Origin of the sequence: Marinobacter nanhaiticus D15-8W (genome assembly GCF_036511935.1) — a bacterium.
Taxonomy (GTDB): Bacteria; Pseudomonadota; Gammaproteobacteria; order Pseudomonadales; family Oleiphilaceae; genus Marinobacter_A; species Marinobacter_A nanhaiticus.
Map to the genome: position 1 here is coordinate 1,000,347 of NZ_AP028878.1, position 23,623 is coordinate 1,023,969.

The window sequence follows — 23,623 nt, forward strand, 5'->3', positions numbered from 1 at the left end:
ATTTTACCGATGTTCCCACTAGGGGGAATGCTTTTGAGCCACCAGCATCTGGGGCTCGCTACTTTGCCACTTTATATGATGGCTAAGGGCCTGGGGTCCGCAAGTGACCGGCCCGTTCTCCGGCAATTATTTTTTAAGGTTACGATAGAACCTCATTTTGGAGCTTCGGCTCAGCCATTTGTAGTGTTGGCGTAGCGAAAGCACATATCTGAGTTTCTCTCGTGGACTTGCGGGGGCAGGATAGCGCCCGCCCCAGGGTGTCTGCCGCAGGAACTCACGGTAAAGCGGCTTGAACGGGTGAAAACAGTAGTAGAGCCAGGGTTTCTTCTTTCCCGTGAAGTGGACGATTTTGGGGCGGCCAACGCCTTCGCGAAGTTCGTTGATCGTGTATGCACTGCCTTCACTGTATTTGCGCAGTATCTTGTAGATATTGGCCTGTTGGTTCCAGACTGGGGGAAGGCGCTTCCACCGGGTATGCAGTATCGCGTTCAGGCTGCATTGGTCGACATACTGGAAACGATGGGCGTTCTCCCCGGCATAGTGAGCTACCGTGCCGTGGATGTCTTCAGCGCGCCACTGGTCGAGATCCATGACGAGTACACCGGAGTTGAAATACTCGCGCCGGCTTACGCCAACGGACTCGCAGGCTGAGCGGGAGAGGTCCTCCACTGCGGCAACGGGTTGCCCCTCCAGGTCGACGTTCCAAAGTTCACTGACGTCCCCGATCACCAGCGTGTCGGAATCGATATAGATGACTCGCCGAATATCCCGAGGCAGATAATCGGCGAGCAGGATGCGCTGATACACCGACGAACCAAAACGTAGCGTCGGTAGCCCGTCGAACCTCAGGGTGTCGGCGGGATAGACCGAGAGCTTGCCGTTGCGTTCTTCGACCAGCCTCCGCATTTGTTCAATAACATTTGCGGGCACCTTGTCGGCTACGAAATGGAAATGCAGTCGGTAGTTCGGGTCGACGTTTTCCAACGCCGATATCATCATGACGCTGGCGAAAGGAACATAATTTTCATCGCAGCAGGCGCCGATCTGAATTTCAGTCTCCTGATTCGTTCCCGGGGGTGCGGTCATGATCCTTGATCTCGGCTTTCAGGTAAAAGTGATAGAGGAACCCGCCAACGCAGGCGGTTATGACGTGCCCTGTATTGAACATGATGTATGACTCAAAACAGTTTACGACCAACCAGAAGATAAAGAACGTCCAGCTGAAGATAAAAGCATCTCTCGGCATGGCTCCAGAGCGATAGGCCTGGATAATAGCCCAGCCGAGATAGACCACGAGGCCTAACAACAACAGCAGACCAACGGTCCCTAGCGAAACGGCAGCTTCGAGATAGGAGTTGTGCAGGTGTCCAAATTGATTCTTGAACCAGTCATCGAAGTAGGGGGCCTTTTCGATGAGTTGGGGGGTAGTACCCGGTCCCCAGCCCAGTATCGGCCTCTCGCTGAACCAGTCGACGGCTGCCGCCCAGGAAGCAACGCGGATCGTTGTGCTGGTTCGCGCCACATCTTCAAGGGTCAAGGCCTCCTGTAGCTCCTGTATCTGTTCGTCCGTGGCGACCAGGCGTTGTTCCAGGCGGTCCTCGAGGCCTGTCGTCAGCAGGAGGGCTGACGTGATGCCTATGACCGCGAGAAGGGCGAAAACCGGTAGATAGATACCCTTGAAGGTATTCTTGCGCCCACGGTCGCGATAGACCAGTGACAGGACAAACCCAATGGGCAAGGCCAGCGCCAGAGCAAGCCAGACCGCCCTGACCTGAGTCACCAGGACGCAGGCCGCCGCGATAGCAATTGCGCAGAGGAGCAATGCGCCATAGACATACCGCCGGGGCTTGCGGGTGTGCAATATCCGGGGTGCAAAAATGATCAGGGCCAACAATGCAGTACCGAATGCAACGCCGGAATGTTGGGCGTTGGTGAAGCCAAAGCTGGGGCGGTAACCCTGGAGAATCTGGTCGATCAGCGAGCCATCGATGGTCAGGGCGAGTTGTACGAGCAGTCCGCAGAAGGCAATAGGCAAGAAGAGCCAAGCGAACCTTGGGCGCGCCAACGCCAGTCCAAAGGCCACAATAACGATGAGCAGGGGCTTCAGGTAATATCGCGAGAAGCGCACGCTAACCTTGAAGCCTTCCGGCAGCACGAGCTTGTGGTAAGCCAGTCCGGCCACCAGATAAACCAGCAATCCCATGCACAGGAGGAAGGCGGTATTGGTGCGCATTGGCCGTCCTTGTTCCTGGGTAAGCGCAAACAGGAAGAGTGCAACCATGATGCCCTCCGCGCCCTGATAGGCTGCCGGCAACGGATACCAGGCGAAGGCGTAGATAGCCAAGGTGATGCTGAACAGGAGAGGTAGACGGCGGCGGAGTAAATCCATATATCTTTTTGAGCGCTTTTCCATTTGCGGCTCGATACGGCTGGAATGTAAATTGCTCGCTGACATTGGCAGAGCGCTACTCCTAATATGGCACTCGGCCGAAATATGTGAAGTGTTAATGGCGAATAACCGGAGAACTGGTAGTGGCCGACTACCCAGATATAAAGGCTGGGATGAAGGTCGTGCTGGCTTTGCTACGTTTTTTTCGGGGTACCCGGTTGTTCGATGGCGGCATTTTACCATGTGCTCGCCGGTTGACATAGCTGGTGCGCTTGCGGGTAATAATCCGTTAATCCGGGTGCGGTATTCTTCGACGCCCCCGGCTGTTCAAAGGATCGGATGGCGAGATGACCTCATCGTTTACACGGGTTGAAGACAAGGGAGAGGTTGCGTTGATCGCCGCCGGCTTTGAAGATGTCATATCACCGGCATCGTTCGACCCCGATCATTGGCGTGAGCAGGCCCAGCCTGTGGCGGCGGGGGGGCGAGGTAGCGCGTGGTATATCCGTCGGACCGAGGGAGATTGGGTCTTGAGGCATTACCGGCGAGGGGGCCTGGCCGCCAAGGTTTCACGGGATCGATTCAGGTTTTCGGGCGAAGCCCGCGTACGCTCGTTTGCGGAGCTACGCTTGCTGGATTATCTGAAACGCCAGGCTCTTCCAGTGCCTGCGCCAGTCGCCGCCTGGTATGCGTCGGCGGGGCCGGGACTCTATCGGGCGCGCATACTGATTGAACGCATTGTCGACGCGCAAACCCTACTCGAACGGGCGCATGCCGCTTCAGATGACCTGCTCTCGGAGGCCGGTCGGGTTATCGGGCGTTTCCACGGTGCGGGGCTCGACCATGTCGATCTCAACATCAACAATATTCTGCTGGCCCCGAGCGGGGTCTATCTCGTCGATTTCGACAAATGTGCTGTGAGGGAGGCAGGCCGGAAAGGTCTGAACTGGCAACAGAATAACCTCGCAAGACTGCGCCGCTCCGTGGACAAGGAGCTCAGCCAGTGGCCCGTCTCGACGCGGGAGGACTTTTGGGGCTCAATCAAGCGCGGCTATGAGGCTCAGATGAGTGCGCTGGGCTAACTACGAGCGCGCCTGCGGTTTGCTCGCTTGCGGTCCTTTGATCGGTACCGCCAGCGCCAGAAACCCAGGCCGAGGCGAACCAGGTGGGATGCCAAAACACCGATCTTACGCTCGACCGCGTAACGCGCCATAAGCTGATCGAGCTCGTCGGCACTCAACTGCCCCTCCCGGGTGAGGCGCAGCATCTCCTTGCCGATAGCGATGTGAAGGAGGGGGTTCATTAGTCGATAGACCCGCGCACGACCAAAGTCGATGAAGGCCAGCTTGTCCGGTTCGTTTTCAGGGTGTAGGAAATTCTCGGGTTGAGGATCGAGCGTAACGACCCCCCTGCCATGGAACGCTGCGAACAGGACGGCGACTTTGGAAATGTCAGTTGGCTCTATCCGTTGCAGTGGCTGTCCGGCCAGACAGCTTCGCACGTAGAGAATTGAATGATGTCCCGGTGAGTGCTCAGCCCGTATGTAACCCAGTGTGCGCGGTACAGGAAGGCCTTCGAGTTTTACGAGCGCGCGGTGCTCGCGGACCCATACTCGGCGGAAGTCCTTGCGTCCCGGAAACTGGCAGAAGCGTTTGAGCACGTAACCCGACGGCGTGATGTAGACCTCGCGGAGCGTGTGGTGTATCCAGCGTGATTTCAGGGGCGGCAGTCCCTCGAGTTCGGTCTGGCTGCTGATAACGCCATGGCTCCGCAGGAACTGGCACTCGTCGGCATGCCACTCGAGCGTCGTCTCATCTGTCGTGTTCATGCTATTCTCGCAGCCCTGTGTGACCCTTCCCCTCCGCGGGAGGCGCCAATTTACCAAGTTTTACTCATGCCGGCCATCGCACCGCCGCCAGCTGCTGGAGATTTGGAGAACCTTCGACCGATGACCACCCCTGGGCCCCGCATACTGATTGTGACGGACAAGTGCGATCTCTCGGAAACCCAATGGATATTGGGTCTGCACACTGCGGGGGCTCGGGTTGTCGTGGCATGCAATCCTGACGGACGCTTTTTCAGTGACCTGGAGGCAGCCGGCATCGTTCGCGCACATATCGCCTTGCAGGGACGGTTCGACAAAGTGGGCACCCGGCAGGTTCGCCAGGTTATTGATGACGAAAAGATCAACGTCATGCACTGTTTCAACCCTCGGGCGTTGGCTTGTGGTTTACGCGCAGCTAAAGGTCGGAAAGTGGCCATAGCGGCTTATCGCGGTGTCATCGGTAATGTCAGCTACCTGAACCCGGAATCATGGATTACGTTCCTGCACCCCCGCCTCAATCGCATCGTTTGTGTCTCAGATGCTGTCCGACGTTACTTTCTTGGTCTACGTTTTCTCTGGATGCACCTTCCGGAACGCAAGGTTGTACGAATCTATAAGGGCCACAAGCTAGAGTGGTACGACCGCCCCCCGGCTGATTTGTCTGAATTCGATTTTCCGGAGTCGGCTTTTGTCTTCTGTTGTACCGGTCGGGATCGGCCTGGAAAGGGTTTCGGAACCCTGATCGACGCCATGGATCTGGTTCCCGGTGATAGTCCCGTTTATTTGCTGTTGGTGGGCAAGCTGGACGAGAACGCCGAGCTGGCCGAAATGATTAGGGCCTCCCGTCATGCCGATCGGATCAGACTCGCGGGTTTCCGGACTGATGCGCCACAAGTTGCGGCAGCCTGTGATGCGATGGTGTTGCCTTCCGAAAGCGAAGGGTTACCGAGAGTGATCATTGAGGCGATGGCTTATGAGCGTCCGGTGGTGGTCACAGAAGCAGGGGGAATGCCGGAGTTGGTACGTGATGGTGTCGAGGGCTATGTCGTTCCGGTCCGGGATGCCTCGGCGCTGGCGGACGCTTTTGTCAAACTGGCTTCGGATCGGGAAGCCGCCGCCATGATGGGACGGCGCGGCCGTCAACGTATTGCCCGGGATTTCACCAATGAGACCACGGTCCAGGAAAGCCTGGCGCTCTATCGGGACATGCTAAACGAGTTGAACGCGTGAGACGTTATCTGTTCTATGTGAGCCAGCCCTATTCCTATGCCATCTTGCGGCCTCTGCAGGCGGCGATTCGTGAACGGGGGGATGAAGTGGCCTGGTTGGTTGTTGGTTGCACTGCCAAGCCATTAGGTGCAGACGAAAAGCGCGTCATGAGTTTTCGCGAGGCCAGGGCGTGGGCGGCGGAGGCCGTTTTTTGCCCCGGTGATTGGGTTCCTTTTTTCCTGCCAGGCATCAAGGTCAAGGTATTCCATGGACTGCCGATCAACAAACGTGCCCACAAACCGGAAAAACAGTCCCATTTCCGCATCAGGGGTTGGTTCGATCTCTACTGCACCATGGCGGAAACGGATACACGGCGATACCAGAAGCTCGCTGCTGAGTACGGCCACTTTGCGGTGGCCAAGACGGGCTGGCCCAAACTGGATGCGATTCTCGCCAGTCAGCCGAAGGGTGACGCCCACAACGGCGACAAGCTGCCGACGGTTTTCTACGCGTCGACATTCAGTGATGACGTTACGTCGGCGCCGCATCTAGTCAACGTCATCCGCCGTATGCGCGATTCGGGAAAGTGGCGGTTCATCGTCACCCTGCATCCCAAAATGCCGGAACAAATCGTCGCCGAATACCGGGCAATGGCCAACGAATACCTGACGTTCATCGAAAGCGATCAGGATTTCATCCCACTGATGTCCCATGCGGATGTGATGCTCTGCGACACGTCCTCGATCCTGTTCGAGTTTATGTTCCTGGACACGCCCGTCGTGACCTTTCGCACGAATATGCCGGGTCCCTATCTGCTGGATACGAAGACGCCCGAGCAGGTGGAGCCCGCCTTGCGTGAGGCCCTGACGCACCCACCGGAACTGATGGCGAATATGAGGCGTTTTGCCGATGAATTGCACGAGTTCAGGGACGGCCAATCGAGCAAGCGCGTGCTGGATGCCGTCGAGTGTTTCCTGGACAACCCGCCGAAGTTGAAGAAAAAACCGCTCAACCTCTTGCGCAAGATCAGGATTGGTTTGCGTTTAAGAAGGGAGGCCGCCTTGCAAAAGCGGCTGGATCAATCCGGCGCCTGATTTCCGCTACGTGAGGCTGATCGTTCGGTTCGACTCAGAGTCCACAAGCCTGCATATTTGTTGAAGGAACCCTGTGCGTAGGTGATGGCCACCAGATAACCTACGGGACCGTCAAGGAAGCCGAAACGCAGGAAATAGACGTGCACGAAGGTCAATAGGCCGCGAAAACTGGCGTAAGCCAGGGTCCGCGACCGTTTGCCGCGACGAAATTTTTCCTGCGAACCGAGCCAGGCGTACTTGGCGCTTTTCTCCAGTGCCTGACCGAAATGGCGATGCGTGTAGTGGGTCATGCGTCCCCGGAGCTGGCGGGTTTTGCGGCCCTCGGGAATCAGGATTTTCTCGTGAACCATTGCATCCGAAAAACGTACCCCCTCTCGCCGAAACAGTCTTAGGGGAGAGCGCCCGCTGCGACCGAAGTCCAGGCGTGTACCATAGAGGGTGACCGCCCAGGGTAACTTGTAGGCATCAGCGTCCGGGTCGGCCAGCCGGTCGTTGATCTCCCGGGCCAGTCCTTCGGTGATACGTTCGTCGGCATCGATCGAGAGTACCCAGTCCCCGGAAGCCATTTCGAGGGCCCGCTGTTTCTGGACGCCGAAGCCGGGCCAGTCGGTGACCTCCACAATATCCGCAAGCGGTCGTGCCAGCTCCACGGTACCGTCGGTGCTACCACTATCCAGCACGATAATCTCGTCGGCCACCGCGCGAACCGACCGTAGACAATGCTCAATATTGTGAGCCTCATTCATAGTGATAATGGTTGCAGACACTTTGACCCTTCGCTGGCGCTGGCAGCCAATATCCAGTTCTACAAAGAGCGTTGCGGCTGAAGCAGCCACCAGCACGAGATAGGTTGTCACGAACAGGGCGTGGTCCAGAGTGGTTTCGGTTAGTCCGAACGCCAAATAGCCCACGGGTATCATCAGGCCGGCGACGGCAATATGTGCTACTTGGCTGTTGCGGTCGCCCAAGTAGCGACCGAAGAGGGCGATAGGCAAGCCGAGCAGGAAGGCCCATGCCAGCAGTCCAATCAGTCCCCGGGTTGCCAGAATCTGCATGACGTCGTTATGGGCCTGGTCGTCGCAGCAGGAGGCCAGGGCGACATCGAGACGTCCGCTGGATGTGCCCTCCAGGATGGCTTGCTGGTAGCCATCGAGCCCGGCGCCGGTAAGCGGCGAGTTGAGGAAAAGTCGAGCGGCTTCCTTCCAGGCCTCGAATCGAAGTTGGATGATCCGATCGGATGACATGCTGCCAGCCTGGTCGAGGGTCTGGGTAAGCCGGTCGCTGGAGAACGTCGCCAGAATCAGGACGATAACGCCCGCCACTAGGGCTGGAATGCGTGCTTTCCGAGGCAGCATGGGAACGAAGACCAATACCAGGACTGGCAGGGCAACGAAGCTGCTACGGGTCTGTGCCAGGCCAGCAGCGATCACGCCAACCAGGCCCGCTGTCAGGCATAGCGTCACCCGTGCTTTGCGTCTTTGTTGAGGTATCTTGTCGTGATTTTGGCGGCTGAAATAGAGCGCCCCAGCAAAACTCATCATGCCGGCCAGGAGGGACAGGTTGCCAAAGGTAGTGGGGTTCACAAGACCGGATGGTCGCTCCAGCAATAGCTGCCAGGCGCGTGCGTTGAAGCCATTGTCGATGGTAATGGCCAGTCCTGAACCCAGCGCCATTGCGGCCAGTGCCATAAACAGGTGGCTGGCACGGAGGCGTGCAAGCGTGAGTGCCGCGAGAAGAGGCCAGAACAGGATAAAGGGCACATGTGCCCCGAGTGTTTTAAGGCCCTCGTAGCTGAAACCCGACGTCGCCCAGCTAATGACGCTGGCCAGGACGAAGAACCAGAAGCCGAAATGAATCAGGCGTAACTCTCGCGGCTTCTCCCAGCCTGCCTCATTCAGTCGACCCTTGCTAAGAGCGACGATACCCCATAGGGCGAGAAGCAGGGCGCTTCCGGCAATCAGGCTTGAGGAAAGGAGAGCGCCGCCCAGCCCAACAAATAGCAGAGCCATTACGACGGGTTGGGTTTTTGTATCCTCAGTCAACGACACCCGACTCTTCCTTTCATTATCTTGGGCTTTGCCAGTGTAGCGGGACTCTAACAGATCCGCCCCGGTTTATAGGGATTCACCTCGCCCGGTGGACGATGCCTCATACGCTTATACTCCCACTGGTACTGCTCGGGAATGGCCAGCACCGCCTGTTCGACTGAGGCGTTAAGGGCCGTTGCCGCGACCACGGGATCGCTATCGGCCATGCCTGGCTCGCATTCGCGGATGACGATCCGGAACCCTTTTGCGTTGGGCAAGCGCTCAGCATAGGTAAGCAATACTGCCGCACCGGATTTCTGTAATAGCTTTGCGACCAACGTCATGGTGCGGACTTCCATGCCGAAGAAAGGGGCATAGGCGTTTGTCTTTCCTCGAGGGCTCTGGTCTGGCAGTATCCCGGCGACGCCGCCTTCCCGCAGCAGGGTTATAAGACGTGCGAGACCCCGACGGTCACCGCGAACCAGTTCTGACCCCAGCCGGCCACGCACCCGAATCATGTAATCTTCGAACTCTGGCCAGTGGGGCGGGCTGTAGAGAGCCGCCATTTTGTAGCGGGAGGAAAAATAGAGCCCCGCCAGTTCCCAATTACCCAGGTGTGGTGCCAGCAGTATCAGGCCCTTGCTGTCTTCGCGGCTCCGTGTCAGCAATTCTTCACCTTCGACTTCCCGGACCAGGTCCAGGCAGCGCTCCACCGGCCACTCCCACATCAACGGGATCTCCATAATGGTTTGACCGGTCTGTTTCAGGCTTTTACGGGCCAGACGCTGGCGTTCAGGGGCCGGAAGGTCGGGGTACGCAATGCCCAGGTTGATTTCTGTGGCGTGGCGGGATCTCGTCGGGAACCACCACAACAGCAAACCGATAAAACTGCCCAACCCCTGGGCAATATTGAGAGGCAGTTTGCCGGCGAGCTTGAGAATCCTGGTCAACAGGCTGATGCGTGACAGGGCCATGATCTTATTTTTTCAAGGAATTAGGATAGGGCGGCAAGCTACCACCATCGACCAGGACCGGCAAGGTCAGGGATGCCGCAATGTCGACTGTGGGGCTTGCAGTCACCATGGGTAGGGAAGAATGTGGGCGTTACCCAGTCTCTGTGTGCCTAGATCTTTTCAGCAGCCTCCCAGGCTCCCTGTCGCCCGTTCGCCTCCCACTCGACGCGCTTCCAGAAGCGCCGGATCTTGCGCTCGATATAGCGTTGTCTGTAAGCGGGAAGCGCGGCAAGTCGGGCCGGTATACCCGGTGCCCCCAGGCCATCTACCAGGTAAAGCTTGAGGTGGTCTTCGCGGGTAACCACGACGAGGTTGTGGGGTAGGAGGTTGCGCGTAAGAATGCCGGTTTCGCGCAGCCACCGACAGAAATCGTCGATCGCAGTCCGTATACAGCCATTGACGCCGTGTCGTTTCAGATAGCTTTCAAGTGTGATGCCAGGCGCGCCATTGCTGTTGGTGATAAGCTCACTACTGTTTGCGGGACCCCGTGTCGTGGGGGCCTGGCCGTAGAAGCGGGGTAGGTGTGACCACACTTTCTCACCGCCATGTATGACCGCTGGTTGGTCGTAGGCAATTTGTTCCTGGAGATTGTCATTGATACGGGATTTGCCGAGCATCTTCTTGTACCAGCGCTGTCGGGCAAAGCGTCGCTCGATGTTCTCCGGGTTGAGGATCTTTAGACAGCGACGGGGATCCTCGGGATGGATATAACAGAACCGGTTGTAGCCCGCGGCGAAAGGTTCCTGTTGACTGAGATCTATCATGGACAGTGTGTCGCTTTAGGGCGTTTTTCGCAGTAAATGGAGCGTTAGGGGTGACGGTACATCAATGTATAGCCTACGGTGATTGCAATACCGAAGGGATTCGCCGGTTCTCTGGTCGACTATGGGCGCAACGGGTGGCTGATGCCCTGGGGATGCCCCTGACCAACTGTGGCCACACCATGAGTACAACGCGCGAGCTGCGCCACTACGCTTCGGACTACCCACCCGACCAGTACCGCGTAGCGATGATACAGTACGGGCTTGTCGATTCCTGGTTGACCTTCCGTGGCGCGCCCTACGTACTCTACTATCCGGATTCGCCCAGACGGCGTATTGCCCGCAAATTCGTCAAAAAACTGAAAAAGTGGGTGCGGCGTTTCCAGTTGCAGGAGCGCTTAGGCGCGGTAGAGCAGGTGCCCCTGGATGAATACCTCCGGTCCATAAAAGCTGTCGTCAAATCCGCCCCTTCGACCCTGTTCGTGCTGGTCGGCACCGCGCCCAATCTGAACGAAACGCGCAATCCACGCATCCGCCGGTATAACGCGGCGCTGAAGGAACTTGCCGGGCGCTGCGATAACACTCTCTACGTGAATGCCTTCGAGGATCTCTGGGCCCGGCGCGACGAAACCCTGATGCCAGACGGTACCCACTTGACAGACGCGGGCCACACCGTCGTGGCGGAGAAGGTGATTAGCGTGCTTCGTCCGAGTCTGGCGTTGCTGCAGCGAGATGCTCATAGAACGCCACTGTCCGTCTGACCATGGCGTCACAGGTCAGGGATTCCGCTGCCCGGGCAAAGGTTGGTGCCAGCGTCTCCCGTAGCGCAGGCAGGTCCGCGAGCGCTGAACTGAGGCAGGCTGCAAGATCGTCCGTTGAGAGTGATGCGGCGATGCAGCCCTCGGGCAGCCAGGTGCTGACACCGCTGACTGGCGTGGAGATGATAGGGCACTCGCTGAGCAGGGCTTCGACAAGGATGTAGGGAAAGCCCTCACGGTCGGAGCTGATTATGCAGAGATCTGCCTGCTTCAGCCACGCCCTCACGTTGGTTTCATAACCGGGTAGTGTGGCACGATCCTCAAGGCCCAATTGCTTGACCTGCTTCTCAAGCTTCCCACGGGCACTCCCCTCGCCAAGGATAACCAACTGTCCGTGCCCCACTTCCTGGCTCCAGGCCCGTAGTAGGCGGTCAAAACCTTTCACCGGTTCCAATCGTCCTGCGGCCACGACCAGGGGGCGTTCTGTCGGCGGCTCGAACGCGGTGGTCGCGCTGAGGGGGAGTGTTGAGATGCCGTTGAAAATGACCGTCTTGTTCGGATGCTCCAGACTCTCGGCGATATCGTCACTCACGGCGATGACGCCATCCAGCCTGGCAAAGGCCCGGTGGGAGGACTTGGTCCCGTGCAGCGTGCCGACATACATCGACTCTGTGGTGCCACGGCGCCGTTTCACATTGCTAAGCAGTTGCGCGGCCTTGTTGCCCTGCGCGTGACAGATATCGGGTTGGATTCGCCGCAACAAGCGCCGCAGGCGGAGGCCTAGCCAGGGGTGGCGTCGGCTGTACTGGACCGGGGCCGGGTGGAAATGACTGACATCCATAAACGGTTCCCGATAGTCCGCATCCGCCAGGACATGAACCTCATGGCCGCTCTCGCTTAGCCCCCGGGCCAACTCCAGGGTGTGCTTTTCCATGCCGCCCCAGGTGGAGCCCGGTGTTGCCAACAGCAGGGCAATACGGAGCGGGCGAGTCATGACAGAGCCTTTCCATGTCGGGCAAGCACCTGGCGATAGACGGCCAGCGTGGCCTCGGTTTGTGCCTCGAGACGGAATCGCTCTGGGATCTCTAAGGCGGGCTCGCGCATGGTCAGTACGTCACTGGCTTTTGCGACAAAAGCATCGATATCGTCCGGTGGAACCAGGCCTTGGGGAAAGCATGCCCCGAGGGTTTCAGCTGCACCGCCGCGCTCAAAGGCGACGACCGGTGTGCCTGAAGCCAATGCCTCGGTCAGGGTGCGGCCAAAAGGTTCAGGCTTGGTCGACAGGTGGCAAACCAGATCTGCAAACAGGTAAAGCTCGTGCATATCACTGCGCTGCCCGAGAAAGGTTACATATCGATCAAGTTTAAGTGCTGTTCGCCGACTTTCCAGTTCCTGCATGAAGTATTGCTTGCCACCCTCAAGTCCCCCCACGATAACGCCATGCAGGTTGTCGTCCTGCCGGACCAGGCGGGCCATGACATCGAGGAAGGTTAGTTGGCCTTTCCAGCGCGATAGCCGGCCGGGCATCAACAGGATTTTTCGATCTCGCAGCTGTGGATGCTCCTGAAGCAGTTGCCGACGCCAATCCGGATCCAGCGGCATGTCGCGGAACGTCCGGGTATTCACGCCGCGCTGGATCACCGTGATGCGCTCATCCTCGACCTTATAGGCGTCGATGATGTAGTTGCGGACGCATTCGGACACCGCGATCAGGTGCTCGGCTTTGGCCATCACCGCGCTGTACGGATTTACGGAATACATACCGTGGAAGGTGCTGATCAGCACCGGCCGGTCGTCGACGGGTAGACCTTTCCATGCCAGGTAGACGATCCAGGCCGGCATGCGGGAACGAATATGTACCACGTCCGGACGTAGTTCCCGCAGCAACCGGCGGACCGGAAGGATCTGGCCCAGTGAGGCCAGGGATTTGCGGTGGATCGGCCGGCTGACGTGGTGGCTCCCCTCGGATTCAAGTTGTTCGGCCATGGGGCCGCCGGCGGAAAGTACGTAGGATTCATGGCCGCGCCTGACCAGTTCGGCGGCCAGCTCGACGGTGCCCCGCTCAACGCCACCGCTATGCAGCGCGGGTAAGACCTGGAGCACCTTCACTGGGCGCTTCTCCAGCGCTCTAGAAGCCAACGGGCGGCGCGATCGGCTTCCCACAGCGCCTTCGGTCTGGGCGAATTGTCCCCCATGATCGCCTCTGCGGCTTCAATATGGCCGACGCGTCCATTTCGCCTTAGCGTTTCAACGCCCCGCGCTACCCGACTGTACGGCTTTGCGGCCAGATCGAAGAGCGCGGTGGGGATGCCCGCGGTAAGCGATTCGTAGACCATCGAGACGCTGTCCGGTGTGATCCAGGCTGCCCGGCAACCCGCCAGGGTGTGGGCGAGCCAGTTGGCGTGGGTTTCCCGGTGGTCACGGAAGAGCAGGTTCGGGCCGGCGCGGCGCGAAAGGGCATCGATCATCTCGACCGGCGTTCTCCGGCTTGATGAGACCGTCCAGCGCCACTGCGGGTAGCGTTGGCACAGATGGTCGACCTGTTGCAGAACCGCGTCCCCATTCCAATTGAAATGTTTCGATGGCCCGCCGACGAGGATCAAAGCGTGGTGTTTATTGGTCAGGTGCGCCATCGGGGTTTGGGTGTTGAGAACGCCTTGGGTGACGAGCGTGTCTCGATCTTCCTCGACACCATCATGGGCGGGAATGATGCGGCTTTTGACCCAACCCTTCGGAAAGGACGGCCGCATGAGTATTGCGGTATGGGCACTCCGTTTGCGACGTAGGGACGCCAGCAGGCGGTGCGTCTGGCTACCGGCGCCAATGATGAGGTCGGGTTTGATGTAGGGCTCCGGGGTTTCGAGAGTGGGCGGGAGGCCCAGAAGAAATCGCCAGAGGGACACTTTGGTCGTGGTGCAGTCGATCCAGAAAATCTGGGCGTTGGCCCTGGCGTTCAGCCGGTTACCGAGCCCCTTGAGCTGGACCTGGTGACCGCGTCGGTCATCATGGAGTAGCCAGACAACGGGCGCCAGTTCTGGCGTCATGTGGTTTTCCTGCGATACAGGTCTGGATCATCTTTTGAGGGGCGAGTCTTGAATCGCCGGTGCATCCACAGATATTGATCGGGGCAACGACGAATCTCGTTCTCGATGACTTGGTTCACCCGGGTAGCGTCCGCCAGGTCGTCGCCTGACGGGAAGTGCGTCAGCGGGGCATGGAAATAGATGTCATAACCGATCTCCCCTTCACGGCGAAAATGACTGAACGGGACCACGGCGCAGCCACTGCGTTCGGCAATACGGGCCGTAGCGGTAATGCTGGCGGCGGGTACGTTAAAGAAAGGCGCGAAGACGATGCCCTTGCGGCCGTAATCCTGATCCGTCGCGTACCAGACGATACGATTTTGCTTGAGGCGCCGGAACAGACCACGCAGGTCCTTGCTGTTTAGGGCGACGCCGTATCGTTGTTCTCGGGAACGGGTCATCACGGCGTTCATCAGCGCGTTGTTGTGGTCGCGCTGCATAACGTCGGCTTCGATAAACATGGTGACCAGGCTGCCGCCGAGATCGAGCGTACTGTAGTGGCCGCCAAGCAACAGGATGCCTTTCCCCTCCGCCAGGCCAGCATCCACATGCTCCAGGCCATGTACCCGGGTCAGGTGACGCAAGGACTCGGGATTGCGAAACCAGGCCAGTCCGATCTCCATGATGCCGATGCCATTGGAGTGGAAGGATTTGCGTACCAGTGCTTCTCGTTCTGCAGGGCTCAACTCCGGGAAGCATAGTTCGATGTTCACACGGGTGATGTGCTTGCGGCTCCCAAGGGTGCGATAGGCCAGTTCGCCGAGGATGACACCGGTGCGCCACTGGACACGCATCGGCAGCTTGGCGAGTAGCCATATAAACCCGATGACGAGCCACGTGCCCCACCATCGTGGATGCAGGTAATGGGAAAGCTGGGTGTCGCGCACGCGGGTGCGTTTCTTTGACTTCGACTGACTCACGATATGCTCAGGCTGATGATTTTGCACAAGTCTATCAGCAAATGGCGCGTTGATAAGGGCGATTGTCCAGTCTTGCTGACGAGACCATTCTGCGGGCGGTATACCCATCGCGCGTGGGCTAAGTCTCCGTGAACCATTGCGACACATTGGGACGTAACTCGCCTTGTGATGCGCTAGAATGCGCGCAGTTTTTCGTACTGGAGCACCGATGGTTCACTATCTCTACTCGTTTGTCTTTCGGCTGATCCTGCCCTTTTTGCTGATTCGCTTGTGGTGGATCGGTCGTCGCTCTCCGGAGTTGCTGGCCCACTGGCAGGACCGGCTCGGGCTGATTCCGGACACAGGCAAGCCAGTGATCTGGGTACACGCGGTGTCCGTCGGGGAGACTATCGCCGCGGCCCCCCTGGTCAAGGCATTGTTGGCCCGCCGCCCGCACGCTAATATCCTGATGACCGCGATGACGGCCACAGGGCGTGCCCGGGCAAAAGCGCTTTTCGGAGACGCGGTGACCTATGCCTATTCCCCCTACGACTCGCCTGGGTCGGTCAGGCGTTTTCTGAAACGGGCCCATCCCCAGGCGCTGGTCGTTATGGAAACCGAACTCTGGCCCAACATGATTAGCCGGACAGCTGCCGCGGGTGTGCCGATCTTCCTGATCAATGCGCGGCTCTCCGAACGTTCGGCCAGGGGCTACCAGCGGGTCAGCGGACTGGTTCGGTCACTCCTGGGCAAGCTCAACTGGATTGCTGCCCAGGCAGACAGCGACGCACGGCGATTCGTTGCCATCGGCGCTGCTGAGGATCAGGTCTCGGTGACCGGCAGTATCAAGTTCGATGTGGATGTGACCGATGCACTGCGGGCCGATGCCAGGGCGCTACGTTCGCAACTGGGGCGTGAACGCCGGGTCTGGATCGCCGCCAGTACGCACGAGGGCGAAGATCAGCAAATTCTCGATGCTCACAGCGACATCCTGCAAAAACATCCAGACGCTCTGCTCATCCTGGTTCCCCGTCATCCGGAACGCTTTGACGACGTTGCTGCATTGGTACGTCAGCAAGGACTCAGTATGCTGCGTCGATCCGCAGACAAGGCCAGCGATGCCAGCCAGGTATACCTTGGCGACACCATGGGCGAGCTTATGATGCTCTATGGCGTGGCCGATCTGGCCTTCGTCGGTGGTTCGCTCATCGAGCGCGGTGGTCATAATCCGCTAGAGCCCGCTGCTTGGGCGATGCCGGTGGCCACCGGGCCGCACGTGTTCAATTTTGCGGATATCTACGAGCGGCTCGATCGTGGAGGCGGGGTGGTAAAAGCCCTCGATGCGTCGACCCTTGCCGCCGCGGTTAACCAGTGTTTCGACGACCCGGAGCGAGCCGGAACGCTAGGCAGGAACGCACTGGCAGTCGTGGATGCCAATCGGGGTGCGCTTGAGCGCGTAGTGGACGGCATCCTGCAGAAGCTGGACTAGTAGAGCTTCTGCAGGATGAGGCGTTGCTTGGAAGAATGATTGGGTTGATCAGGGAGCCGACTGCAGAGGGTTCTCAGTGGTTTCGTCGGTAGCAATAGCCTCGATGCCGGGAGCCGATGAGCTCAACCAACGGTTGAGGTCGACCAGATCCTGTGGGCTTAGGGTTCCGGCAACCAGCTTCAGGTTAAGGGTATTCACCACATAGTCGTAGCGGGCGTTCGCGTAGTCTCTGAGGGAAATGTAGTAGTTACGTTCGGCGTCCAGCACTTCCACGATATTCCGGGTGCCTACCTGATAGCCCGCGCGGGTTGCGTCCAGGGCACTGCGCCGTGAGACGATCGATTGCCGTTGGGCGGTAACAGTTTCGATGTTCGTATTGACCGTCCGATAGAAGCTGCGGGCATTGACGCTGACGTCGCGGCGCACCGTATTGAGGTTCTGGTCTGCCACTTCCACCTGGGCCCGCTGCTGGCGAATCTCGGCCTGGGTGCCATGACCTTCGTAAAGTGGAACGTTCAGTCTCAGCGCCACCACGCCCTCGGTGGTCGTGCCATCCCGGTTGGTTTGCAAGGGTGAGGTCTGGCCCACACCGTCCAGCCGGGTATTGCCATAGCTGGCGCTCAGGTCGAGCGTGGGCAAATGTCCTGATTTGGCCGCATCCAGGAGAGATCGGCTGGCGTCCAGGTCATACGCTGCGCCCTGAATGCGCCAATTCTGCTGTAACGCAATATTTTCCCAGGCGCTGGGGTCCATTGGCTGTGGGCGTGTCAGCGGGAAGTCCTGCTCCAGGTTCTGCAAATCGTCGACGTTCTCACCAATCAGGCGACTCAGTTGCTCCCGGGCAATGTCGAGGTCATTCTCCGCGGCAATACGTTCACTCTTGGTCGAGTCGTAACTGGCTCGCGCTTCGTAGACTTCGGTGATCGCTATCAGGCCAACTTCATAACGCTCCCGGGCCTGATCGTATTGACGCTCGAAGGCGGCTTCGGCGGCGCGAACGGTGGTCAGGTTGTCTTCCGCGCGCAGGACATCGAAGTACGCCGTAGCCACATCCAGAATCAGTTGCTGTTGGGCCAGGCTATAGTCGGCCCGTGCGCTCTGGCTCTGGAACTGGCTGGCGTCGAAGTTGAACCAGATTTCCGGCCGGAATAGCGGTTGGGCAAGTTCCAGACCATAGCTGTAGGTCTTGTAGGAGTCTTCACGACCCGGGCCGTCGGCGTCCGTATGTCTGGCGTCGCCAAACGCGCTGAGTTGCGGCAGGAGCTGACTGCGGACCACGTTGATATTGGCCTGCTGGGATTCGTAGGAGGCCCGGGCGGCGGCAATGCCAGAATCATAGGCCAGCGCCTTTTCGTAAGCCCCGATCAGGTCGATGGCCAGGGCGGGTTGGGCGACCAGAAGTCCGACCAGTCCGGAAAGCACAGATTTCTTCATGGATTCTCCTGCCTGCGATGATGACACCTCGTCCGGAGGTGCTGGGGAGCCGGGACATTATGGACAATAATCCATCTGATCTCTACACTTGCAAAAGTCACCGATGTAACAGGCTCGAAGCCGCGCTGTCAGGCGGTTGGAGGGAGGTCCTGGCCGTCATCGTGTGGCAACGAATAACGCGTCTTGACGGGGTGCTGGCGAAGGCCGGCTGAGATTGCAGAAGCAAAACCCGCGAACCTGATCCGGTTAGTACCGGCGTAGGGATTTGAGACAAGCTTTTCTTGACCGGCAGTGGCGCAATTCCCACCAGCCGTTCGGCTCCTGGCCGTAACCTCGTCAAACGCGCCCCGTCCACCCTGGACACCATTTCCGTCGATCTCCTGCCCATATTTGCATGGCATCAGGGAGGGGGATCGAACGATAAGAGGGACGCTTTATGACGACCGAACCGATTTCTTTTCTCAAGGACGCAGCCGAAGTCGATCAGGCCGCGGTCCAGCCACTCCCCAGTTCCCGCAAGATCTACGTAACCGGCAGCCGGCCGGACCTGCGTGTGCCCATGCGTGAGATCCGCCTGAGTGACAGCAACACGGAGCAGGGGCCACAGCCCAACGCGCCGCTTGTGGTTTACGACACCTCCGGTCCCTACACCGATCCCGCCGCGAGCATCGACCTACGTAAAGGACTCTCGCCGGTTCGTGATGCGTGGATTCATGAGCGTGAGGACACCGAAACCCTTGCAGGTTATACCTCCGAGTTCACCCGGCGGCGCCTGCGCGACCCGGCACTGGATATCCTGCGCTTCGAGGATCACCGCAAGCCACTGCGGGCCAAGCCGGGCCGGAACGTCAGCCAGATGCATTATGCCAGGCAGGGCATTGTCACGCCGGAAATGGAGTTCGTCGCGATCCGGGAGAACCTCAAACTGCAGGAGGCCCGGGAACTGGGGTGGCTGGACGGTCAGCATCCAGGTCAATCCCATGGCGCGTCGATTCCCCTGGAAATCACGCCTGAGTTTGTGCGGGATGAAGTGGCACGAGGCCGCGCAATCATTCCCGCCAACATCAATCATCCGGAACTGGAGCCCATGATTATCGGCCGTAACTTCCTGGTGAAGATCAACGGAAATATCGGTAACTCGGCTGTCAGTTCGTCCATCGAGGAAGAAGTCGAGAAGCTCACCTGGGGGATCCGTTGGGGCTCGGATACGGTCATGGACCTCTCCACTGGCAAGAATATCCACGAGACCCGGGAGTGGATTATCCGCAATTCTCCCGTCCCGATTGGTACGGTGCCGATTTACCAGGCGCTGGAAAAAGTGAACGGCGTGGCTGAGGACCTGACCTGGGATATCTTCCGGGATACGCTGATCGAACAGGCGGAGCAGGGCGTCGATTACTTCACTATCCATGCCGGCGTGCGCCTGCACCACGTGCCGCTGACTGCCAATCGGGTGACCGGTATCGTTTCCCGGGGCGGATCCATCATGGCCAAGTGGTGCCTTGCCCACCACACCGAGAGCTTTCTCTACACGCATTTCGAAGACATCTGCGAGATCATGAAAGCCTATGATGTCTCGTTCAGTCTGGGGGATGGCCTGCGTCCAGGGTGTGTCGCGGACGCGAACGATGCGGCGCAATTTGGCGAACTCGAAACGCTCGGTGAACTTACGCAAATTGCGTGGGAGCACGACGTTCAGGTGATGATCGAGGGGCCGGGACATGTGCCCATGCACCTGGTCAAGGAGAACATGGATAAGCAACTGGAGTGCTGCGAAGAAGCGCCCTTCTATACGCTCGGCCCGTTGGTCACCGATATAGCCCCCGGTTACGATCACATCACGTCGGGGATTGGTGCTGCGATGATCGGCTGGTACGGCTGCGCCATGCTCTGTTACGTCACGCCCAAGGAACATTTGGGGCTGCCGAACAAGGACGACGTCAAGACCGGCATCATTACCTACAAGATTGCCGCCCATGCAGCCGATCTCGCTAAAGGGCACCCCGGCGCCCAACTGCGGGACGACGCGCTTTCTCGGGCCCGTTTCGAATTCCGATGGGAGGATCAGTTCAACCTCGGTCTCGATCCGGACACCGCGAGGGCCTATCACGACCAAACGCTGCCCAAGGATTCCGCCAAGGTGGCGCATTTCTGTTCCATGTGCGGCCCCAAGTTCTGTTCCATGCAGATCACGCAAGAGGTGAGGGAGTATGCCCGGGAACATGGCATGGAAACCCAGGAAGCGCTGAACCGGGGAATGCAGGAAAAGTCGGAGCAGTTCACGCGCGCAGGTGCCCGGATTTACGACAAAATCTAGCCTGAACTCCTTCCTGCATCGTGCCTGTCGTCAGGCGGGGGACTTGAAATTGCAGTCTCCCGCCTTCTATTGTTCTGCTTCACTTAAAGTAAGCAGGACGGCCCATGTCTGATAAACCAGCTCCATTCCAGTTTTCCGAAAAGGACGTCAGGATTGAGAATCGGGAGACCCTGTATGATGGGTTTTTCGGCATGGAGCGACTGCGGCTGAGTCATGCCCGGTTTGCCGGTGGCTATACGGAAACCTTTGATCGCGAAATGTTCGTTCGCGGTGACGCGACCTGTGTCCTGCCCTACGATCCGCAACGCGACGAGGTCGTTCTGCTGGAACAGTTTCGCCCAGGCGCGCTGGGTCGGGATCAGTCGCCCTGGTTGTTAGAGCTGGTCGCTGGCATGAACGAAGCTGGAGAGAGCCCAGAGGATGTGGCGCATCGTGAGGCTGAAGAAGAAGCCGGCTTGGAATTCAGGCGACTGGAGAGGATCTGCAGTTATCTGGTATCACCGGGTGGCACCACGGAAATGGTGTCGCTGTATTGTGGGCATGTCAGCACCGAAGGTGCCGGCGGCCTGTATGGCATTGAAGCCGAGCATGAAGATATTCGCGCGCATGTAATGGCGGCTGATGAGGCTTTGCGTATGATAGCGGATGGGCGGATCAATAACGCCGCCGCAATCATCGCGCTGCAATGGCTTACCCTACAGCGGGCGCGACTCCAAGAAGAGTGGGTTTGATGCAGAAGCGTGTGGTGCAGAAGAAATCAGAAGAGATGCCGGTATGGCGGAAGAAAGCCTATGTGCCCGATTTGAGGCGCTTCGGCGCGCTATGCGAGGCGAACTATGGGCGCATCCGGCGGCTGCGCCTATTGGCGGAAGGACGTACCGAGGTGGCCGAGTTTGAACTGCAGGATGGTGAGGCCTACTTCGGCCGTGTCCGGATCGAGCAACTCCAGCAATCCCGTTTCACCGAAACCCTGTTGCTCGAACAGGTGCATAATGCAGGCCGCTGGCTGAACAATCCGCAGCTGACCGTTCGCGTCTATCACGATGCGGGGCTGGCGGAGGTGATCAGCTGCTATCGCAATCGCCGTATCGAGGCCATCAACGACTATCCCAACCGATTTATGCATCACCCGGATGAAAAGACCCAGGTGAATGCCTTCCTGGCAGACTGGTTGAGTTTCTGTCTGCGCTTCGGTCACGTTCCGGCAGAGCGAATCGCCTGGCCGGTGGCCGAATAGCCGCCGAGGCAAAAATAGGCTCTTCTCCAGACCCGTCGCCAAATGTGACAGTGTTTCAGGAAAAAATTTTGGCAATCCACTAGTATTCTCCAAGACGTTTATGTTTTACCGTTAATGAATATCATTCGTCCTGGAGTCCTGGCCCGCTCATGCCTTCCCCGGTTTCACCTGAAAATATCGCCACTCGCGCGCCGTCACTGCGCATCCTGCAGTTGACCGACCCGCACCTGATGGCCGATCCTGAGGGTACCCTGCTGGGCATGAATACCCGGGAAAGCCTGGATGCGGTTATCGCGCTTGCCAAGCGGGAGCCCCATGCGCCTGATCTGGTGATCGCCAGTGGAGACATTGCCCAGGATAGTTCGGAGACAGCCTATCGGGTCTTCCAGGAAAAGATGAGCGTTTATTCTTGCCCGGTCATCTGGTTCCCTGGTAACCACGATGATGTCGAGGTCATGCACGAGGTGATTGCCGGTACGAACGCCGAACAGCGTCGATTGCTTGTCGGTGGCTGGCAGTTGATCTTCCTGAATTCGGCAGTGCCTGGAAAGGTCTACGGTGCGTTGTCCTCCGGGGAATTGTCTTTCCTGAATGACTGTCTCGCGGAGCACCCCGAGCGGCCGACGCTGATTGCGTTCCACCATCATCCTGTGGACGTCAATTGCACCTGGATGTCACAAATTGGTTTGACCAACAGCGACGCCCTGATGGCGGTGCTCGAAGGGCAGTCCCAGGTCAGGGCACTGCTCTGGGGGCATATCCACCAGACCTGGGATGGCGAGCTTAACGGCATGCGCCTGATGGCCACGCCGTCCACGTGTATCCAGTTCGCCCCAGGATCGAACGAGTTTTCCATCGACGGCCAGGCGCCCGGGTATCGCTGGATCGACCTCTACCCCGACGGGACGCTGGACACTCATGTCCGCCGTGCCGAGGATTACGTGTTTACCGTCGACCTGGATAGTCAGGGTTATTGATCGGCTATGTCTTCCGAAGACTTACCTCGCCTGATTTATCTGCATGGTTTCAAGAGTTCGCCGCAGTCCCAGAAGGTGACTGAGCTGCGTGAGTGGCTGGAAAGGGAAGCATTGCCGATTGAGTTGGTGGTTCCCGAGCTGGGATTCGCGCCTGACGAAGCCATCGCCCGGGTCTCCCGTAACATTGAAACTGCCGCCGGCCGGCCCTGTGGTTTGATGGGCAGTTCCCTTGGTGGCTATTATGCCTCGGCGCTCGGCGCCCGTTACAACCTGCGCAGTGTATTGATCAATCCAGCGGTTGCGCCGTATCGCCTGTTGCGCCGTTATATCGGCGTTCAGGAGAATCTCTACACCGGCGAGCGCTTCGAGGTGGAAGAAGCGCATATGGATCAGCTTCAGGCGATGGATCCCAGCGAGCTGGCTCGCCCCGAACGCTTTCTGGTTTGCCTCCAGACTGGCGACGAGACCCTCGACTATCGGGAGGCGGTCCACCGCTACCGGCATTCGCCAAAGTGGATCCAGCCCGGCGGTGACCATCGCTTCCAGGGTTTTCCCCGAATCTTGCCCGCGGCCCTGGCCTTCCTCAAGCTGTTGCCAGGACGGCGGTACTGAAGCCATAAGCTATTCAGCCGGCCTCATCAAGTGCGGTAAACTGCCCCGACATTGCAACAAGGAATAATGAGTCATGAGCCAGATCCCTGCGGATCTCAAGTACATCGAAACCCACCAGTGGGTGCGGGTTGCGTCCGACGGCACAGCTGCTGTTGGGATTACTGATTTCGCCCAGGACCAGTTGGGCGACGTGGTCTTTGTCGAGCTGCCGGAAGTCGGCGCGACCGTGACGGGGGGAGAGGAAGCTGGTGTTGCAGAGTCGGTAAAGTCGGCTTCCGATGTTTTCAGCCCCGTGACTGGCGAGGTGATTGAGATCAACGAGAGTCTCGATGAGGAACCCGAGAAGCTGAACGACGATCCCTACGGCGAGGGCTGGCTGTTCCGCGTCAAACTGGCGGACGAGGGTGAGCTGGACGGTCTGATGGACGCTGACGCCTACGGCGAGTTGGTCGCTGACGTCGAATAACCGCAATGGCCCGCGCGGGACGGTTGCCTGTCA

General features: G+C 58.7%; 22 protein-coding genes and 1 riboswitch. Of the genes, 11 read left to right on the forward strand and 11 right to left on the reverse strand.

Annotation, left to right across the window (positions count from 1 at the left end):
- Positions 1-126 precede the first annotated feature (126 nt).
- Both RE428_RS04590 and RE428_RS04595 read right to left on the reverse strand, forming a co-directional pair.
- Positions 127-1,086 (reverse strand): glycosyltransferase family 8 protein, encoded by a 960-nt coding sequence (locus RE428_RS04590; protein ID WP_004580796.1) that lies wholly within the window; start codon positions 1,084-1,086, stop codon positions 127-129.
- Positions 1,052-2,389 carry an O-antigen ligase family protein gene (locus tag RE428_RS04595; RefSeq protein ID WP_004580797.1) on the reverse strand — a complete coding sequence of 446 codons (1,338 nt, stop codon included), beginning with the start codon at positions 2,387-2,389 and terminating at the stop codon, positions 1,052-1,054. Before RE428_RS04595 ends, RE428_RS04590 begins: the two co-directional genes overlap by 35 nt.
- Positions 2,390-2,736: 347 nt before the next feature.
- Between RE428_RS04595 and RE428_RS04600 the strand changes: the two genes are divergently transcribed.
- The gene (locus tag RE428_RS04600; RefSeq protein WP_004580798.1) at positions 2,737-3,471 is read left to right on the forward strand and encodes a 3-deoxy-D-manno-octulosonic acid kinase; all 735 of its coding nucleotides are present in this window, start codon (positions 2,737-2,739) and stop codon (positions 3,469-3,471) included.
- Here the strand turns inward: RE428_RS04600 and RE428_RS04605 are convergent.
- Positions 3,468-4,217, reverse strand: coding sequence for a BUD32 family EKC/KEOPS complex subunit (locus RE428_RS04605; RefSeq protein WP_004580799.1), 750 nt, complete (start codon positions 4,215-4,217; stop codon positions 3,468-3,470). The genes RE428_RS04600 and RE428_RS04605 overlap by 4 nt on opposite strands.
- Positions 4,218-4,337: 120 nt before the next feature.
- On the opposite strand from RE428_RS04605, the gene RE428_RS04610 reads away from it, so the two are divergent.
- Both RE428_RS04610 and RE428_RS04615 read left to right on the forward strand, forming a co-directional pair.
- Entirely contained in the window at positions 4,338-5,444 is a 1,107-nt protein-coding gene (locus RE428_RS04610) for a glycosyltransferase (protein WP_004580800.1), read from the forward strand.
- Complete coding sequence (locus RE428_RS04615) at positions 5,441-6,517, forward strand: CDP-glycerol--poly(glycerophosphate) glycerophosphotransferase (protein WP_004580801.1); 1,077 nt, start codon at positions 5,441-5,443, stop codon at positions 6,515-6,517. The genes RE428_RS04610 and RE428_RS04615 overlap by 4 nt, the downstream gene beginning before the upstream one ends.
- Here the strand turns inward: RE428_RS04615 and RE428_RS04620 are convergent.
- The 3 genes from RE428_RS04620 to RE428_RS04630 all read right to left on the reverse strand — a co-directional run bounded on the left by RE428_RS04620 (position 6,502) and on the right by RE428_RS04630 (position 10,321).
- Positions 6,502-8,559, reverse strand: a complete 2,058-nt coding sequence (locus RE428_RS04620; RefSeq protein WP_227500205.1) for an O-antigen ligase family protein — start codon at positions 8,557-8,559, stop codon at positions 6,502-6,504. The genes RE428_RS04615 and RE428_RS04620 overlap by 16 nt on opposite strands.
- Positions 8,560-8,612: 53 nt before the next feature.
- On the reverse strand, positions 8,613-9,518 hold the full coding sequence (locus RE428_RS04625) for a lysophospholipid acyltransferase family protein (RefSeq protein WP_004580803.1): 906 nt from the start codon (positions 9,516-9,518) through the stop codon (positions 8,613-8,615).
- Between the two features lie 149 nt (positions 9,519-9,667).
- Positions 9,668-10,321 (reverse strand): YrbL family protein, encoded by a 654-nt coding sequence (locus tag RE428_RS04630; protein WP_004580804.1) that lies wholly within the window; start codon positions 10,319-10,321, stop codon positions 9,668-9,670.
- A gap of 50 nt (positions 10,322-10,371) precedes the next feature.
- On the opposite strand from RE428_RS04630, the gene RE428_RS04635 reads away from it, so the two are divergent.
- Positions 10,372-11,079, forward strand: coding sequence for an SGNH/GDSL hydrolase family protein (locus RE428_RS04635; protein WP_115840237.1), 708 nt, complete (start codon positions 10,372-10,374; stop codon positions 11,077-11,079).
- On the opposite strand, the gene RE428_RS04640 is transcribed toward RE428_RS04635, so the two are convergent.
- From RE428_RS04640 to lpxL, 4 genes are read right to left on the reverse strand one after another with little or no spacing between them, the layout of a single operon-like run.
- Positions 11,012-12,070: a glycosyltransferase gene (locus RE428_RS04640; RefSeq protein WP_004580806.1), complete on the reverse strand. Its 1,059-nt coding sequence runs from the start codon at positions 12,068-12,070 to the stop codon at positions 11,012-11,014. The two genes, RE428_RS04635 and RE428_RS04640, sit on opposite strands and share 68 nt — an antisense overlap.
- Positions 12,067-13,185 (reverse strand): glycosyltransferase family 4 protein, encoded by a 1,119-nt coding sequence (locus RE428_RS04645; RefSeq protein ID WP_004580807.1) that lies wholly within the window; start codon positions 13,183-13,185, stop codon positions 12,067-12,069. The genes RE428_RS04640 and RE428_RS04645 overlap by 4 nt, the downstream gene beginning before the upstream one ends.
- Positions 13,182-14,120: an ELM1/GtrOC1 family putative glycosyltransferase gene (locus tag RE428_RS04650; RefSeq protein ID WP_004580808.1), complete on the reverse strand. Its 939-nt coding sequence runs from the start codon at positions 14,118-14,120 to the stop codon at positions 13,182-13,184. Before RE428_RS04650 ends, RE428_RS04645 begins: the two co-directional genes overlap by 4 nt.
- On the reverse strand, positions 14,117-15,079 hold the full coding sequence (lpxL, locus tag RE428_RS04655; RefSeq protein WP_227500206.1) for an LpxL/LpxP family Kdo(2)-lipid IV(A) lauroyl/palmitoleoyl acyltransferase: 963 nt from the start codon (positions 15,077-15,079) through the stop codon (positions 14,117-14,119). The genes RE428_RS04650 and lpxL overlap by 4 nt, the downstream gene beginning before the upstream one ends.
- A 208-nt stretch (positions 15,080-15,287) precedes the next feature.
- On the opposite strand from lpxL, the gene waaA reads away from it, so the two are divergent.
- A complete protein-coding gene (gene waaA, locus RE428_RS04660; RefSeq protein ID WP_004580810.1) occupies positions 15,288-16,547 on the forward strand; it encodes a lipid IV(A) 3-deoxy-D-manno-octulosonic acid transferase in 1,260 nt (419 codons plus the stop codon).
- 48 nt (positions 16,548-16,595) lie between these two features.
- On the opposite strand, the gene RE428_RS04665 is transcribed toward waaA, so the two are convergent.
- A complete protein-coding gene (locus RE428_RS04665) occupies positions 16,596-17,981 on the reverse strand; it encodes a TolC family outer membrane protein (RefSeq protein ID WP_004580811.1) in 1,386 nt (461 codons plus the stop codon).
- Positions 17,982-18,158: 177 nt separating this feature from the next.
- Positions 18,159-18,263, forward strand: a riboswitch (TPP riboswitch).
- A 154-nt stretch (positions 18,264-18,417) separates the two neighbouring features.
- On the opposite strand from RE428_RS04665, the gene thiC reads away from it, so the two are divergent.
- From thiC to gcvH, 6 genes are all read left to right on the forward strand, one after another.
- Positions 18,418-20,298 carry a phosphomethylpyrimidine synthase ThiC gene (gene thiC / locus RE428_RS04670; protein ID WP_004580813.1) on the forward strand — a complete coding sequence of 627 codons (1,881 nt, stop codon included), beginning with the start codon at positions 18,418-18,420 and terminating at the stop codon, positions 20,296-20,298.
- A gap of 104 nt (positions 20,299-20,402) precedes the next feature.
- Positions 20,403-21,029 (forward strand): NUDIX domain-containing protein, encoded by a 627-nt coding sequence (locus RE428_RS04675; protein WP_004580814.1) that lies wholly within the window; start codon positions 20,403-20,405, stop codon positions 21,027-21,029.
- On the forward strand, positions 21,029-21,535 hold the full coding sequence (locus tag RE428_RS04680; protein WP_004580815.1) for a DUF1249 domain-containing protein: 507 nt from the start codon (positions 21,029-21,031) through the stop codon (positions 21,533-21,535). The genes RE428_RS04675 and RE428_RS04680 overlap by 1 nt, the downstream gene beginning before the upstream one ends.
- 149 nt (positions 21,536-21,684) lie before the next feature.
- Complete coding sequence (cpdA, locus tag RE428_RS04685) at positions 21,685-22,512, forward strand: 3',5'-cyclic-AMP phosphodiesterase (RefSeq protein ID WP_004580816.1); 828 nt, start codon at positions 21,685-21,687, stop codon at positions 22,510-22,512.
- A gap of 6 nt (positions 22,513-22,518) precedes the next feature.
- Positions 22,519-23,124 (forward strand): YqiA/YcfP family alpha/beta fold hydrolase, encoded by a 606-nt coding sequence (locus tag RE428_RS04690; protein ID WP_004580817.1) that lies wholly within the window; start codon positions 22,519-22,521, stop codon positions 23,122-23,124.
- A 73-nt stretch (positions 23,125-23,197) separates the two neighbouring features.
- Positions 23,198-23,590, forward strand: coding sequence for a glycine cleavage system protein GcvH (gene gcvH, locus RE428_RS04695; protein WP_004580818.1), 393 nt, complete (start codon positions 23,198-23,200; stop codon positions 23,588-23,590).
- Positions 23,591-23,623: the final 33 nt, after the last annotated feature.

Excerpts from the sequence above, each read along its gene's own strand:
- waaA (WP_004580810.1), top strand. The coding sequence starts at position 15,288 with ATGGTTCACTATCTCTACTCGTTTGTCTTTCGGCTGATCCTGCCCTTT.
- RE428_RS04675 (WP_004580814.1), top strand. The coding sequence starts at position 20,403 with ATGTCTGATAAACCAGCTCCATTCCAGTTTTCCGAAAAGGACGTCAGG.
- RE428_RS04610 (WP_004580800.1), top strand. The coding sequence starts at position 4,338 with ATGACCACCCCTGGGCCCCGCATACTGATTGTGACGGACAAGTGCGAT.
- RE428_RS04690 (WP_004580817.1), top strand. The coding sequence starts at position 22,519 with ATGTCTTCCGAAGACTTACCTCGCCTGATTTATCTGCATGGTTTCAAG.
- RE428_RS04665 (WP_004580811.1), bottom strand. The coding sequence starts at position 17,981 with ATGAAGAAATCTGTGCTTTCCGGACTGGTCGGACTTCTGGTCGCCCAA.
- RE428_RS04630 (WP_004580804.1), bottom strand. The coding sequence starts at position 10,321 with ATGATAGATCTCAGTCAACAGGAACCTTTCGCCGCGGGCTACAACCGG.
- thiC (WP_004580813.1), top strand. The coding sequence starts at position 18,418 with ATGACGACCGAACCGATTTCTTTTCTCAAGGACGCAGCCGAAGTCGAT.
- gcvH (WP_004580818.1), top strand. The coding sequence starts at position 23,198 with ATGAGCCAGATCCCTGCGGATCTCAAGTACATCGAAACCCACCAGTGG.
- RE428_RS04590 (WP_004580796.1), bottom strand. The coding sequence starts at position 1,086 with ATGACCGCACCCCCGGGAACGAATCAGGAGACTGAAATTCAGATCGGC.
- RE428_RS04650 (WP_004580808.1), bottom strand. The coding sequence starts at position 14,120 with ATGACGCCAGAACTGGCGCCCGTTGTCTGGCTACTCCATGATGACCGA.
- RE428_RS04595 (WP_004580797.1), bottom strand. The coding sequence starts at position 2,389 with ATGGATTTACTCCGCCGCCGTCTACCTCTCCTGTTCAGCATCACCTTG.
- RE428_RS04640 (WP_004580806.1), bottom strand. The coding sequence starts at position 12,070 with ATGACTCGCCCGCTCCGTATTGCCCTGCTGTTGGCAACACCGGGCTCC.
- RE428_RS04625 (WP_004580803.1), bottom strand. The coding sequence starts at position 9,518 with ATGGCCCTGTCACGCATCAGCCTGTTGACCAGGATTCTCAAGCTCGCC.
- RE428_RS04600 (WP_004580798.1), top strand. The coding sequence starts at position 2,737 with ATGACCTCATCGTTTACACGGGTTGAAGACAAGGGAGAGGTTGCGTTG.
- RE428_RS04680 (WP_004580815.1), top strand. The coding sequence starts at position 21,029 with ATGCAGAAGCGTGTGGTGCAGAAGAAATCAGAAGAGATGCCGGTATGG.
- cpdA (WP_004580816.1), top strand. The coding sequence starts at position 21,685 with ATGCCTTCCCCGGTTTCACCTGAAAATATCGCCACTCGCGCGCCGTCA.
- RE428_RS04605 (WP_004580799.1), bottom strand. The coding sequence starts at position 4,217 with ATGAACACGACAGATGAGACGACGCTCGAGTGGCATGCCGACGAGTGC.